Below are 14,035 nucleotides of genomic sequence, written 5' to 3' on the forward strand. Positions count from 1 at the left end.
AAGTTCTTTTCATGCGATTGAAAAGAACTTTGCTTTTAAAAAAGTCTTTCCTTTGAACGGATGGACCCTTTTAAATTAAATCTAGATTTTTGTCCATATTTAACTTGTAAACTGATTCGGTTGTCGGATGTGTTGTAACAGCCTTGATAACTTAACATAGCGTAATTTGGCTGGCTAAAAATGGATAAGCTGAAATCGCACTACCTGATATTGAAAAATAACGATTAGAAAACATGAATTTTGAAAAAGATGCTGTTCTGGAATCTCATTTAAATAAAGTGGGCGCTGAACAAGTGTTGGTGAAAGGACATCCAGCAGGATTATTTGTCTTGTTTTTTACGGAGATGTGGGAACGTTTTAGTTACTATGGCATGCGAGCGCTATTGGTAAACTTTTTGGTTTCCACCATTGCTCAACATGGCTGGGGCTGGACAAATTCGGAAGCAATGAAACTGTATGGTCTATATACAGGGATGGTGTTTTTAACACCGTTGTTTGGTGGAATTATTGCGGATCGGCTGACTGGCTATAAAAAGTCCATTATGGTAGGCGCGATCATCATGACCCTCGGCCATATTTCGATGGCCATGGAGGGATTCAACAAAAATTTCTTTCTCGCAGGATTGGTACTTATCGTTCTGGGAAATGGTCTGTTCAAACCCAATATTTCTTCGATGGTGGGTAAACTTTATCCCGATAGAGGCGGGAAAAAAGATGCCGGATATACGATCTTCTACATGGGGATCAATGGTGGTGCTTTTCTGGGAATGATGCTGTGCGGTTATATTGGGGAGAAGATAGGCTGGCATTATGGTTTTGGACTTGCCGGGATATTTATGTTTCTGGGGATGTTGCAGTTTTATTTTGCACAACGCATTTTTGGAAAAATAGGCGATACACCAGAAAAAGAAAACACTGTTTCGGAGGAGCTGAATTCCGATGATGAACATCCAAAACATATTGTACGTGACCGCCTATTAGTCATTGCGATTTTCATGTTTTCAAGTATTGTATTCCATTTGGCTTTTGAACAGGCGGGAGGCTCAATGACCATATTCGCTAAAAATTACACCCAGCGGGTATTGAGCGGAGAGGCTGCTACTATTTTTAAATGGGCGGATTTTGCATTAACGATTGTGCCCATTATCGTGATTACTGTTGTATTGCTTGTCTTGGCGAAAAAGATAATTCGTAAATATCCCTTAATTATACTCTTCTCCAGCATTTCATTTGTGATTATTTGGTCTTTGTGCCTATGGAAGGTTTATCGCGAATACCATGGTATGAATTCAGAAGTGACAGTTTCCTGGTTTCCCATGCTCAATTCTTTCTTTATTATTACACTGGCCACTTCTTTTAGCAAGATCTGGGAGCGCGTCTGGAACCCATCGGGACCGATTAAGTTCGCCATGGGCTTGACCTTGGTGGGAGTTGGATTTGCTGCCCTTTCCATAGGAAGCGCCGAGATTCCAACGGGAGCGAAGACGGCTTCGGTCAGTATGATCTGGTTGGTATCGGCCTATTTTTTTCATACCGTTGGTGAGCTGTGCATTGGCCCGGTGGGCTTGTCTTATGTAAGTAAATTGTCGCCAAAGAAATTCTTAGGACTGTTATTTGGCTTCTGGTTTTGTGCCAATGCCATCGCTAATTTTATCGGTGGATTTATTGGTTCTTACATTGATAAGATAACCGAGTCCCATTCCATGTCATTTTTCTTTGCAGTGTTTACCCTGATACCCATGATAGCAGCTGTATTTCTGCTGCTTGGTAATAAAAAAATAAAAAAGATGATGCATGGAATTGACTAATTCATAGAAAAATAGTGTATCTTCATGCGATTTTTATCAAATTAAAAACAAAACCTGAGTTATAAAACAATTATTGAAATTATATGAATCAAGAAAAAGATCAAGTTCTTGTAGCACATCTGGCCAAGCAGGGGATAGATGACAAGATGGTAAATGGGCATCCTGCCGGATTATTTGTGCTGTTCTTTACGGAAATGTGGGAGCGTTTTAGTTATTATGGAATGCGGGCGCTGTTGACTTTATTTTTAATCAGTACGATCGCTGATGGGGGATGGGAATGGAGCAATGAACGCGCAATGAAGTTATATGGTTTATATACAGGGTTTGTTTATTTGACCCCGCTGATTGGTGGTATGATTGCGGATAAATTGACCGGTTTTAAAAAGGCTATCTTGATCGGTGCGTTGATTATGACGCTGGGTCACCTATCCATGGCATTTGAGGCTGTCAATTCAGGCTTCTTTTTCTTAGGTCTACTCTTGATGATCTTGGGAAATGGGATGTTTAAACCAAATATCTCCTCAATGGTTGGAAACCTATACCCAGATAAAAGTGCGAAGAAAGATGCAGGTTATACGATTTTCTATATGGGTATCAATGCTGGTTCATTTTTAGGAATGCTTTTGTGTGGCTATATCGGTGAGAAGATAGGTTGGCACTATGGATTTGGTTTAGCAGGGGTTTTTATGTTCTTTGGAATGTTACAATTCTATTTTGGACAGAAAATATTCGGAATTATTGGCGATACTCCCAAAGCTCTACAGGCTCATCATGACGAGAAAGTCAAAAATAAAGAAGAGGTTGATGAGGTTATTCCCGGTAATGTCGTTAGAGACCGCCTTATTGTCGTTACAATATTCATGCTTGCCAGTGTGGTATTCTTTTTATCTTTTGAGCAAGCCGGAGGTTCCATGTCTATTTTTGCCAAAGATTATACACAGCGTATACTTTCAGGTGACTCAGCAGTAGCCTTTAAATGGATTGATACTATCCTAACGATTGTTCCTATTGTTATTGTAACTATTGTATTGACTGCTCTTGCCAGAAAGATCTATAAACAATATCCATTGACGATTTTGTTTACAGCGATTTCCTTTGGTATTATCTGGTGCCTGGGCTTATGGAAAGTATTTCGTGAGATTGGTATAACCGGTTCCGAGGTTGGCGCTTCCTGGTTCCAGATATTGAATGCATTTTTTATTATTTCGTTGGCCTCATCCTTCAGTAAATTCTGGGAAAAAATCTGGAACCCTTCTGGACCGGTCAAATTTGCTTTGGGCCTGATCTTGGTCGGTATTGGCTTCGCTGCGCTGGCTTATGGCGCAAGTGATATCCCACAGGGAGCGAAAACTGCCTCAGTTAGCATGATCTGGCTTGTTATCGCCTATTTTTTCCATTCAGCTGGAGAACTTTGTCTATCTCCGGTAGGACTCTCCTATGTCAGTAAACTCTCTCCAAAGAAGTTTTTAGGTTTACTTTTTGGCTGCTGGTTTTGTGCCTCAGCTATCGCTAATTTCATTGGTGGATTTTTAGGATCCTATATCGATAAAATTACAGCGGAACATTCGATGTCTTATTTCTTTATGATTTTTGCCATTGTTCCAGGGGTGACCGCGCTATTACTGATTGTTTTCAATCCTATTCTGAAAAAGATGATGCATGGCATTAACTAAGATGGCTGTCATAATATTATAGTAACAACAGAGGGCCGATCATTTATGATCGGCCCTCTGTTGTTACTGAAAGGGATAATCCTCTTTTTATTCCTCGATTTTTAACAATAATTTATCTATACGGTTGCCATCCATATCCAATACTTCAAATATCATATTTTTGAAACGTACGCGTTCGCCTTCTTCTGGGACGTGGTCCAGTAGCAGGAAAACCAATCCGCCGACTGTAGTGACGTTATTGATGTCATCTTCATCTTCTTCGGAAAGTCCTATTTCAAATTCATCCAGGAGGTCCTCAATCTGATACTGCCCGTCCACGACATAATCCCCGTTGTCCAGTTGACGGATGGTCGGGCGTACACTGATATCGCTTTCGGTGATGTTACCAACGAGATCGCCTACGATATCGCGTAGTGTTATGATACCCTGTAGCGAGCCGTATTCGTCGATTACAACAGCCTGGTGTACCCGAGATGTTCGTAAGGTATTCATGATGCTGTAGGAAGAGCTGAATTCATTGACAAATTTGATCGGAAGCAGGAGCTCCCGGAGATTAAAAGGCTTATTCTGAAAACATTGCCTAAGCAGGGATTTGACATGGACTACCCCTTTGATATTGTCAAGCCCACCTTCGCAGACGGGATAGATAGAATGGTCATTATCAAGGATAATCTGTCTATTTTCCTCGAAGCTGTCCTCCAGATCCAAAAATACAATGTGTTTACGGTGAGTCATCAGGTTGATGGCCTTTTTGTCGCCTAAACTTAGGAGACGATCTACAATATCATGCTCAATACCTTCAATTACGCCACTATCGACCCCCTCATCCACCAATGCTTTGATCTCCTCTTCGGTGACACTGTTTCCCGTACTCTTGATATTGAGGATCTTGACAATAAATTCAGTAGAGGCACTTAATAACCAGACAAAAGGCTTTACGATCTTGCTGAGCAAATTCATGGGGTAGGCAATGAGCATGGCATATTTTTCAGGAATAGCCATCCCGATACGCTTTGGCACCAGTTCACCAAGAACTAATGAAAAATAGGTAATGATCAGCACCACCAGAATAACTGCCAGCTGCTGACTGTAGGGGGCGAGTATGCTCGATTTATTAAAAACTTCGATCAGGTACGCAGAGATGCTGCCTCCAGAAAAGAAACCTGTTAAGATACCGATCAAGGTGATCCCAATCTGCACTGTTGAAAGGAAACTATTGGGAGACTCCTTGAGATGCAATGCAATTTTGGCGGCAGGATTATCCTTGTCGCTCTCGGCCTGTAAACGCGCTTTTCTGCTGGATACGATTGAAATCTCAGAGGCAGACAGGATTCCATTTAAGATGATTAATACTAAGATTATAATTGCTTCAGTGAGCATAATGTTATCGAAAAATTGTTTGTGAAGGCTAATTTAAGAAAAAGGAAGGCTAAATGGTAGAACTATCGGGATTATATTAAAGGGTACAACGAAAGAAGCTGTATCTTTTCGAGATACAGCTTCTTTCGTTTATATTATTTTTTGGGGTCTTACATACCGCTATCATCAAGCATAAAGGTATTTTTCTTTGTTCTCCATTTTCCTTTTGTAAAATCTGGGAACGCTAAGGTTTTATTACCTTTTTCGATGGACTCCGTAGAGAGTGGGAATACTGCGCTCATGGTCACCGAATCATAAACGTCGATCGGCGTTTGGACTTTTTGTTTTACAGCTTGGATAAACGCGTTGAACACAAACCAGTCCATCCCCCCATGGCCTGAACCAGTCGCTAATTCTTCATATTTTTTCCAGATCGGGTGGTCATATTTTTTAACCCATTCGTCTGCTGAATCCCAGGTATGCGGTTTGGATTTCCCTTCAATGTGAATGCCTTTAGCGACGTCCATCCAGATGCCTTCAGTACCCTGTACACGGAAGCCGATAGAATAAGGTCTTGGTAAGTGCGTATCGTGTGTCAATAACATCGTTTCCCCATTTGCACATTGCAACATGGTTTGTGTAATATCGCCGTTTTTATAGTTTAATTTACTATTTGGATGTCCCGGTGATACTTTATTGACATATGCTGCCAAGCCACGCGCTTTGCTTGAGTAAGATGTAATGTGAGTAAATCTATTGCCTTTGTTGATGTCAACAAATTGCATGATCGGGCCTAAACCGTGTGTTGGGTATAGGTCACCATCTTGGTCAATGTTGAATTGCGTACGCCATTGCGCTTCCGAAATTGCTTTCGTTCCGTATTCAACACCGTGTCCGTAATAATTTTTTCCGTCATTGAAAAGAACTTCACGTAAATCATGTTGATACCCCCCTTCAAGGTGTAACAATTCACCGAATAAGCCCTGTCTGTGCATATTTAAAACTGCAAGTACATCGCGACGGAAAGCAACATTTTCCAATGTCATGTAAGGCTTGCCAGTTTCTTCAGATGCTTTTACGACATCCCAGTGGTCTTGAACGGTTAGGCCAGCGATAACCTCACAGCCTACATATAAACCAGCTTTCATGGCATCAATAGCCTGGTCTTTGTGAAACTGCCAAGGTGTTGCGATGATTATGGCATCTAATTTTTCACTGCTCAGCATTTTTTTATAAGCATCTACTCCTCCTGTATACTCTTTTGGAAGTTTGGTGCCTTTGGCATTGAACTGTTTGCGGCATTGTGCAAGAGATTCTTCTTGTGTGTCGCATACAGCAACAATTTCTAAATCGTCTCTGTTTAAGGCAATCTGAACATGGTTACGGCCGCGTAGGCCAACTCCGATAAAGCCGATTTTTATTTTCCCATTTGTTTGGGCGAATAAGTCTGTGCTTGAAAGAACGCCTATTCCAGCGGTAGTGATGGCAGTTGATTTAATGAAATTTCTTCTATCCATTGTTTTGAGATATGAGGAGTTTGTATATTAGTTATTTCTTCTTGATAAGAACCATCTATGAGACTGGCTCTTATCAACAAATATATTATTTCATTTGCTATAAATGAAAGTGCAAACGATTGTTTAAATTTATTAAATTTCATGCAATCGTTTGATTGAAATAAAAATTCTCATTTATTAATTCAATTTGTGATATTGCAAGCACATTGATGATTTAAAAAACATAGTTTAATGTCTGATTTTAACCAATTAGTAGTAGAGAACGCAGCAAAACAATTCACATTAGAAGGAGATATCATTTCAGTGCAGCCTTTTGGTTCTGGTCATATCAATGATACTTACCGCGTAATTACTTCCATAAATAGTGGAATATCGCATTTATTGCAACGCATTAACCATCACGTTTTCCCAAATGTGGACGGTTTAATGCATAATATAGAAATTGTAACAAAACATCTTAGTAAGAAAGTAAAAGTTGCTGAAGGAAAACGGGTCAGTGATCATGTCCTGACGATCATTCCTACACTGGAGGGTAAGTTATATACAAAGGACAGTCAGGGGAATTACTGGCGTATGTTTATCCTGATTGAGGGCACTAAGAGTTATGATATCGTGGAGACTGAGGTGCAGGCAGCCGAAGGTGGACGTGCCTTTGGACTGTTTCAGAAGCAGCTTTCTGACCTCGATGCTTCCCGGATTGTTGAAGTACTTCCTAATTTTCATAATATCGAATTTCGGCTTGATAATCTTCGGAAAGCTATCGCACTGGACGTTTGCCAACGTGTGGAACAGATAAAGGATAAACTGGATTTTATCTTTAGCCGTGAAGACCGTATGAAGACAATCCTGGATTTGGGAAATAAAGGTGCATTGCCCTTGCGTATTACACATAACGATACAAAATTTAATAATGTATTACTTGATGTCCATGATAAAATGCAATGTGTGATCGATCTGGATACAGTAATGCCTGGATATGTTGCCTATGATTTTGGGGATGCTATCCGTACCATTATTAACCCTGTTGCCGAAGATGAGAAAGATGTGTCGAAGATCGTACTGAACCTTTCGTTGTATAAAGCCTATGCAGAGGGCTATTTGGAAGAGGCAAACGAATTTTTGACGACACTGGAAAAAGAAACCTTGGTCGACGGTGCCTTTTTATTGCCTTATATGCAAGGGGTACGTTTCCTGACTGATTACATCGAAGGTGACCATTATTATAAGACCAAATATGACGATCATAATTTGGTGCGCACAAATACACAGTTGAAATTGGTGGAGGAGATGGAAAAGAATGAGGTATTTATGAGAAAGGTAATTTTTGATTGTATTTAGTGATTTTATACCTTTAATATGTTGAGAAGCTTCCATCGGATGATGAAGCTTCTTTTTCTTAACTTTATTGCATATGAAGAAACTAACCATGCTGCCCATCGCATCAAATTTGACAGGCAGTCTCAATTTTAATCAGCTTTCGGACCTTGTCGGCGATTTCGAATGGCATACGTTAGACCATTGTAATTGGAGTGAGCTGTATCCTTATAGACCACAGGTACAGTTTAAGATCGGTTATACAAAAAATGAGCTGTTATTGCAGTTTGATGTCGCAGAGGAGCAATTGCGTGGGAATTACTCGGATGTCAATCAAAATGTTTGGGAGGATAGTTGTGTGGAATTTTTTATTTCGTTTGACGATCGTAAACATTATTATAACATCGAATTTAATCTAATAGGAACTGGTTTGATCGGCTATGGATCACCTGATAAATCAACGAGAAACAGACTCAGTGCAGCTGAAATAGAGACGGTAAAGGCATTTTCCATGATTGAGCGCCATAGCGGCACTGATAAGCGGTGGAGCATGATTCAGGTTATTCCGCTAGCTGTGTTTAAATTTGATGATACAAGTGAGCTGAAGGGGAAAAAAATACACGGAAACTTCTATAAATGTGGGGATAACCTGAAAAATCCGCATTTTTTGTCATGGAATAAAATAGATAATCCAACTCCTAATTTCCATTTGCCTCAATTCTTTGGAGAATTGGTCTTTGGATAGAAGTTGGATTACAAATTGTTGATGCTTATTGGTAAACGGATTCTTTTTTGAATTTTTTTGCCAATAAAGCATACACCAAAACACGGTATTTATTTTTATTGGATTTACCAATAGTGGTAATGACTTCTTCTAATGCTTTGTCTAAATCAGGGCCATCTTTAAGACCTAATTTTTTGATCAGGAAATTTTGCTTGACACGTTTAAGCTCCTCGGGATCTGATGCTGCAATAGTTTCTGAATCTGCATTGTAAATGGAAGGTCCCATCCCTTTGGTCACTTTGGCGATAAATGCATCATCTAGTGAAAGACCTAGTTTTTTTGATTCTGCAGTATATGCAGCAATTTTTTCATCTAATTTGCTCATAATTATGTAAATGATTTAATTGTAGTAAGTTAAGTTAGGAGAAAAAAGTTGGAAAACAAAATAATTCTTGAGGGATAAATAAAGATTGTTACATTTGTAATCGTTTAAGTGCCGGTAACTGAAAGTGTGGAAAAATTCAGTGAATTATTCTTTGCAATTGTTGCAAATTACATTTTTATAAATTATCTTTGCACCTCAATAATTGAATATACGTAATCATAATAATAATGAAAAAAGATTTGCATCCTTCAAATTACAGATTAGTTGTATTTAAAGATATGTCAAACGACTATGCTTTTATTACTAAATCTTGTGTTGACACGAAAGAGACTATTCAGTGGGAAGATGGTAATGAGTATCCAGTTGTAAAATTAGAGATTTCTCATACATCACACCCTTTCTATACAGGTAAAATGAAATTGGTTGATACTGCTGGACGTATTGACAAATTCCGTAGCCGTTACAACAAAAAATAATTGTAGCAGATCTGTATATTACAATATTAAGAACTCGATAAATGTTATTTGTCGGGTTTTTTTTGTTATTTTTATTTTGTGAAAATCTTTTTTGTAGATTGTTTTGATGCTGTCCGACCGTTGGATAAGCTTACTTTCCCGTTGACTTCTTTTAATAAAAAGAGCTTATATCCTTTTACTTTTATTAAATCCTGTCTTGACTTACGTGTCGGTATTCTGACGCTAAGGGAGAAATGGCATAGGTTGACCTCAGTATTCGATTTGGAACTTGCTGAAGGCGAAGTGCTGGAGGACGGAGCCGTTTGGGTGACCAAACATGTTGTTCCTTCTGAGACGTTTTTACGGGCTGTGTTGGCCATGGAGGAAGGAGATGTCTTGCGGTGCGGCGGAATGATTATTGCCTTGCGGTATAACAGAAGCTGTGCGCTTAAGTTGAAAGATATAACCGAAGGAATTGCGCTGTTGAAAGGGGTGGAGGATTTATTTTTATTGACAGGCGCTGAAATTGAGCATGATTTCAAGCTTTTGGCAGCTAAGACATCTATTACCAATGTTTCCCCGACAAATCAGCTGATAGGGACGGCGTTTTATATTGCGGAACAGGTCACGATGGAATGCGCGACGCTCAATTCGACTTCCGGACCTATTTACATTGATGAAGGCGTCACCATCATGGAGGGAGCACATTTACGCGGGCCTTTATACTTAGGAAAAGGGGCCGTCGTAAAAATGGGGGCAACCATCTATGGAAATGTATCAGTTGGCAGGAAGAGTGTCGTTGGCGGCGAGGTGGGCAATGCGGTTATCGGTGATTTTTCGGCAAAAGGTCATCACGGCTATCTGGGCTGCTCAGTTATTGGCGATTGGTGTAACCTCGGTGCAGGAACATCCAATTCGAACCTTAAAAATAATCTGAAAACAGTCTCAATTTATGATTATAAGCTGGAAGGGTTTAGAGATACCGGTTTATTAAAGTGCGGCGTTTTCATGGGAGATTATACGCGAACGGGTATTAATTCTTCTTTAAACACCGGAACGGTAATTGGAATTGCAAGTATGCTGGCAGATACAAGTTTTTATGCTAAATTTGTACCGTCGTTTGCTTGGGTGTTTAATGGGGATACGCAACACTATAACTTTGATAAGTTTATGGAGTATCTGGAAACGCTATATATGTCAAAAAATGAAGAACTGCCCGAACGGCACAAGAGGGAATTGAATCAACTTAACAAAAAATATAATTAAATCGTAAAAATCATGCGTAAGAAAATCGTAGCTGGTAACTGGAAAATGAATTTAGACTATCAATCGGGACTAAGTTTATTCTCTGAAATTATCAATATGGCCAAAGATGAGGTAATCGGAAATCAAGAATTGGTTGTTTGTAGCCCTTTTATCCATTTGTCAAGTCTTGGACAACTATCCAAGAATGTGACAAATGTAAATATTGGTGCACAAAATATTCATCAGGTAGAATCTGGAGCATACACAGGTGAGATTTCAGCAGTTCAGGTAAAATCGGTCGGTGCTTCACATGTTATTTTGGGACACTCTGAAAGACGTGCTTATTTTGGTGAAACAGATGCTTTGTTGGCTGCAAAGGTAGATATCGCTTTGAAACATGGCTTGACACCGATATTTTGTATTGGAGAAACGAAAGAAGAACGCGAGTCCGGTGATTTCTTTGAAATAATTAAAACACAATTGACTGATGGATTGTTCCATCTATCCAATGAAGCTTTTGCAGCTGTGGTATTGGCCTATGAGCCAGTTTGGGCAATTGGTACAGGACTTACTGCAAGTCCGGAACAAGCACAGGAGGTACATCAGTTTATTCGTCAGGTTGTGGCCGAGAAATATGGGCAGGAAATAGCTGATAATACAAGTATCCTTTACGGTGGATCCTGTAATCCGGGCAATGCAAAGGATTTGTTTGCGCAAGCGGATATCGACGGTGGTTTGATCGGAGGAGCTTCTTTGAAATCGAGAGATTTTATTGATATTGCCAAGGTGTTTAACGGCTAATTTTTAGAAATGAAATACACAGAGGTTATCTTTCAAATGCTATCAGGGGAGGAGTGGCAAAAGGATCTATTGGTATCTGATTTGGCAGACATTGGTTTTGATACTTTTGAAGATACCGAATTCGGATTTGCAGCCTATATACCGGCTGCAAACCTTGATTTGCAAGCATTAGAAACGTTAATGCTAAATCTTAATGCTGGACTTGAAGTGGACTATAAGGTTCAGGAAATAGAAAACCAGAACTGGAATAGACTTTGGGAAAGTAACTTTAATCCCATAGAAGTCGGTGGACAGTGTTATGTGCGGGCTACATTTCATGAGTCAAAACCTGATTTCCCTTATGAAATCATCATAGATCCTAAAATGTCTTTTGGAACAGGGCACCATCAGACTACATCAATGATGCTTCAATATATCCTGGAAAATGATTTTGAAGGCAAGCACGTATTGGATATGGGCTGTGGTACAGGTATCCTGGCGATTCTGGCGTCAAAAAAAGGTGCTAAGGCCGTATTGGCAGTGGACTATGACGAAATCTGCGTAGAAAGTGTCGCTGAAAATAACGGGCTTAATCAAGTTGGCAACATAGAGGCTATATGTGGTTCCTTTGAGGTGTTAAAAGATCGTCTTTTCGATACGATATTAGCAAATATTAATCGAAATATCCTGCTGGAGCAGTTGCCGCAGTATGCATTAAGTATCAATAAAAATGGAGAGTTGTACTTAAGTGGATTTTATGAACAGGAAGATTTGGCGATGTTGCTTGATGCCGCTGAGTCTTTGGGGTTTGAATTTATCTCCAAAAAAGTTTTAAATAATTGGTGTGCAGCCAAGTTTGTGAAACGGTAATAGAGCGATGCGTATTCATTTTATAGCGATAGGTGGTAGTGTGATGCATAACCTTGCCATTTCATTGGCAAAACAAGGGCATCAGATTACTGGATCTGATGATCAGATTGTGGAACCTTCCCGTTCCCATCTTATCGAAGCTGGATTATTGCCAGATCAATTGGGATGGTTTTCCGACAAGGTGACGGATGATATTGATGCTGTTATTTTGGGAGCACATGCGGAAGCAAATAATCCCGAATTAAAAAAAGCACAGGAACTAGGTTTAAAGATCTATTCTTTTCCTGAGTTTATACAAGAACTCTCGCAGGATAAGATCCGTGTAGTTATCGCAGGTAGCTATGGGAAGACAACGATCACGAGCATGGTCATGCATGTGATGCGATTCTTAGGTAAAGATTTTGACTATTTAGTAGGGGCTCAGTTGAGAGGCTTTGATAAATTAGTAGATATTACAAAAAATAATAAGATTATTATTATCGAGGGAGATGAATATGTTTCGTCCAAAATTGATCCTAAGTCCAAATTTTTGTATTATAAGCCCAATATTGCCTTAATTTCGGGTATTGTATGGAATGAATTTAATTCCAAAATATCCAAAGAGGAATATATTAAACAGTTTGAAGATTTTATTGACTCCATACCCCCTAAAGGTACGCTGATCTATAATAAAGAAGATGCTGTCCTTCAGGGTGTTTTACAGGACACCAAAGACTGTAAGATCAATAGACATGGTTATAAAATACCTGATTATACCATTAACAAGGGGGTTACTTATCTGAATACAGCAGATGGAGATGTCCCTTTACAAATATTCGGAAAGCATAATCTGTCTAACATTGCCGGCGCCTATACAGTATGTGAATGGCTTGGTATTAAAAAGAAAGAGTTCTTTGACGCGATTAAGAGTTTCAATACCTCCATCCGCTATCTGGAATTTGTAGCCAGTTCTGAGGGATCTGTGGTTTACCAGGATTATGCTTGTAATGCAGATAAGGTTAAATCAAGTATTCACGCCGTAAAAGAACAATTTCCTAATCAGAAATTGGTCACAATTATCGAATTAAACTCGTATGATAGTTTGGATTCAAGCTTTTTGTTACAATATGCTGACTCCATGCGTGAGTCGGATCTCTCTGTTGTCTACGTGAATATCAACTCCTGTAAGGAAATGAACAAAAATATTGAAAGTGTTCCTGAGAATATCAAGAAGAGTTTTAATAATACTGATTTAGAGGTTGTTGTGAGTTTGGATGGCTTGTATTCTTTTTTAGATGGAGTAAAATCCAGAGGTTATAATTTACTACTTATGAGTTTAAATAATTATAACGGGGTTAATCTGTCCGTTCTTGCCGATCGTTTTTTTAGGGATTTTTAAAGAAAAAATTATAATTTAATGTAAATTAATTTTTATTTGCTATTTTTGTTTAAAATATCTACCAGATGAATGCATTAGGAAAAAAAATTAGATTACTTAGACACCAAAAAGGGTGGAGTCAAGAGGATGTTGCAAAGCGATTGGATATCTCAATCCCGGCATTTTCAAAAATTGAAACAGGAATTACAGATGTGAATCTGTCTCGCCTGAATCAGATCTCAAAATTATTCAATTTGACAGTTGTCCAACTATTATCTACTTCTGATTCAGAAGAGGATAAAGAGTATGTTAATGAGGTCAATGCGTTAACGCAAAAGTTGCAACAACGCGATGGCGAAGTTATCGAACTTCAAAAAAAGGTCATTGATCTTTACGAACAATTGCACAAAAGATAGGGCATATTAAAAATGTTACTGAAAAGGTAATCCAAAAGGGTTACCTTTTTTTGTTTATGCAACTTTATTTTGGTCAAAAGTGATTTTGTTTTTGTTTCTTTGTAAGTATTTTATAAAAATAAAGGTTGATTA

The 14,035-nt window shown here is 38.9% G+C and carries 13 protein-coding genes; 10 read left to right on the forward strand and 3 right to left on the reverse strand.

Features of this window, described 5'->3' with window-relative positions:
• Positions 1-233: 233 nt before the first annotated feature.
• A complete protein-coding gene (locus tag ABTV71_RS05065) occupies positions 234-1,808 on the forward strand; it encodes a peptide MFS transporter (protein ID WP_121126510.1) in 1,575 nt (524 codons plus the stop codon).
• An 83-nt stretch (positions 1,809-1,891) separates the two neighbouring features.
• Positions 1,892-3,481: a peptide MFS transporter gene (locus ABTV71_RS05070; RefSeq protein ID WP_121126509.1), complete on the forward strand. Its 1,590-nt coding sequence runs from the start codon at positions 1,892-1,894 to the stop codon at positions 3,479-3,481.
• A gap of 87 nt (positions 3,482-3,568) precedes the next feature.
• On the opposite strand, the gene ABTV71_RS05075 is transcribed toward ABTV71_RS05070, so the two are convergent.
• Entirely contained in the window at positions 3,569-4,861 is a 1,293-nt protein-coding gene (locus tag ABTV71_RS05075; RefSeq protein ID WP_121126508.1) for a hemolysin family protein, read from the reverse strand.
• Positions 4,862-5,010: 149 nt separating this feature from the next.
• Positions 5,011-6,357, reverse strand: a complete 1,347-nt coding sequence (locus ABTV71_RS05080; RefSeq protein WP_121126507.1) for a Gfo/Idh/MocA family protein — start codon at positions 6,355-6,357, stop codon at positions 5,011-5,013.
• 231 nt (positions 6,358-6,588) lie between these two features.
• Here ABTV71_RS05080 and ABTV71_RS05085 point away from each other — a divergent pair, with 231 nt between their 5' ends.
• Both ABTV71_RS05085 and ABTV71_RS05090 read left to right on the forward strand, forming a co-directional pair.
• Positions 6,589-7,695, forward strand: a complete 1,107-nt coding sequence (locus ABTV71_RS05085) for a phosphotransferase enzyme family protein (protein WP_121126506.1) — start codon at positions 6,589-6,591, stop codon at positions 7,693-7,695.
• A 73-nt stretch (positions 7,696-7,768) separates the two neighbouring features.
• The gene (locus ABTV71_RS05090; RefSeq protein WP_433902404.1) at positions 7,769-8,416 is read left to right on the forward strand and encodes a carbohydrate-binding family 9-like protein; all 648 of its coding nucleotides are present in this window, start codon (positions 7,769-7,771) and stop codon (positions 8,414-8,416) included.
• Positions 8,417-8,441: 25 nt separating this feature from the next.
• Here the strand turns inward: ABTV71_RS05090 and ABTV71_RS05095 are convergent, their stop codons facing one another.
• The gene (locus ABTV71_RS05095) at positions 8,442-8,780 is read right to left on the reverse strand and encodes a DUF2853 family protein (protein ID WP_077437479.1); all 339 of its coding nucleotides are present in this window, start codon (positions 8,778-8,780) and stop codon (positions 8,442-8,444) included.
• Between the two features lie 227 nt (positions 8,781-9,007).
• Here ABTV71_RS05095 and ABTV71_RS05100 point away from each other — a divergent pair, with 227 nt between their 5' ends.
• The 6 genes from ABTV71_RS05100 (at position 9,008) to ABTV71_RS05125 (ending at position 13,903) form a co-directional block, all read left to right on the forward strand.
• Complete coding sequence (locus ABTV71_RS05100; RefSeq protein ID WP_077437478.1) at positions 9,008-9,256, forward strand: type B 50S ribosomal protein L31; 249 nt, start codon at positions 9,008-9,010, stop codon at positions 9,254-9,256.
• Between the two features lie 78 nt (positions 9,257-9,334).
• The gene (locus ABTV71_RS05105; protein WP_433902405.1) at positions 9,335-10,501 is read left to right on the forward strand and encodes a putative sugar nucleotidyl transferase; all 1,167 of its coding nucleotides are present in this window, start codon (positions 9,335-9,337) and stop codon (positions 10,499-10,501) included.
• Positions 10,502-10,513: 12 nt separating this feature from the next.
• Positions 10,514-11,281 carry a triose-phosphate isomerase gene (tpiA, locus tag ABTV71_RS05110; RefSeq protein ID WP_433902406.1) on the forward strand — a complete coding sequence of 256 codons (768 nt, stop codon included), beginning with the start codon at positions 10,514-10,516 and terminating at the stop codon, positions 11,279-11,281.
• Between the two features lie 9 nt (positions 11,282-11,290).
• Complete coding sequence (gene prmA, locus ABTV71_RS05115; RefSeq protein ID WP_433902407.1) at positions 11,291-12,130, forward strand: 50S ribosomal protein L11 methyltransferase; 840 nt, start codon at positions 11,291-11,293, stop codon at positions 12,128-12,130.
• A 7-nt stretch (positions 12,131-12,137) separates the two neighbouring features.
• Positions 12,138-13,508 (forward strand): Mur ligase domain-containing protein, encoded by a 1,371-nt coding sequence (locus ABTV71_RS05120; RefSeq protein WP_121126501.1) that lies wholly within the window; start codon positions 12,138-12,140, stop codon positions 13,506-13,508.
• 65 nt (positions 13,509-13,573) lie between these two features.
• The gene (locus tag ABTV71_RS05125) at positions 13,574-13,903 is read left to right on the forward strand and encodes a helix-turn-helix domain-containing protein (protein WP_070566095.1); all 330 of its coding nucleotides are present in this window, start codon (positions 13,574-13,576) and stop codon (positions 13,901-13,903) included.
• Positions 13,904-14,035 lie beyond the last annotated feature (132 nt).

The sequence above is a fragment of the Sphingobacterium puteale genome (genome assembly GCF_050986225.1).
Classification (GTDB): domain Bacteria; phylum Bacteroidota; class Bacteroidia; order Sphingobacteriales; family Sphingobacteriaceae; genus Sphingobacterium; species Sphingobacterium puteale.

Excerpts from the sequence above, each read along its gene's own strand:
- ABTV71_RS05085 (WP_121126506.1), top strand. The coding sequence starts at position 6,589 with ATGTCTGATTTTAACCAATTAGTAGTAGAGAACGCAGCAAAACAATTC.
- ABTV71_RS05070 (WP_121126509.1), top strand. The coding sequence starts at position 1,892 with ATGAATCAAGAAAAAGATCAAGTTCTTGTAGCACATCTGGCCAAGCAG.
- ABTV71_RS05095 (WP_077437479.1), bottom strand. The coding sequence starts at position 8,780 with ATGAGCAAATTAGATGAAAAAATTGCTGCATATACTGCAGAATCAAAA.
- ABTV71_RS05065 (WP_121126510.1), top strand. The coding sequence starts at position 234 with ATGAATTTTGAAAAAGATGCTGTTCTGGAATCTCATTTAAATAAAGTG.
- ABTV71_RS05120 (WP_121126501.1), top strand. The coding sequence starts at position 12,138 with ATGCGTATTCATTTTATAGCGATAGGTGGTAGTGTGATGCATAACCTT.
- ABTV71_RS05080 (WP_121126507.1), bottom strand. The coding sequence starts at position 6,357 with ATGGATAGAAGAAATTTCATTAAATCAACTGCCATCACTACCGCTGGA.
- ABTV71_RS05075 (WP_121126508.1), bottom strand. The coding sequence starts at position 4,861 with ATGCTCACTGAAGCAATTATAATCTTAGTATTAATCATCTTAAATGGA.
- ABTV71_RS05090 (WP_433902404.1), top strand. The coding sequence starts at position 7,769 with ATGAAGAAACTAACCATGCTGCCCATCGCATCAAATTTGACAGGCAGT.
- ABTV71_RS05125 (WP_070566095.1), top strand. The coding sequence starts at position 13,574 with ATGAATGCATTAGGAAAAAAAATTAGATTACTTAGACACCAAAAAGGG.
- tpiA (WP_433902406.1), top strand. The coding sequence starts at position 10,514 with ATGCGTAAGAAAATCGTAGCTGGTAACTGGAAAATGAATTTAGACTAT.
- ABTV71_RS05100 (WP_077437478.1), top strand. The coding sequence starts at position 9,008 with ATGAAAAAAGATTTGCATCCTTCAAATTACAGATTAGTTGTATTTAAA.
- prmA (WP_433902407.1), top strand. The coding sequence starts at position 11,291 with ATGAAATACACAGAGGTTATCTTTCAAATGCTATCAGGGGAGGAGTGG.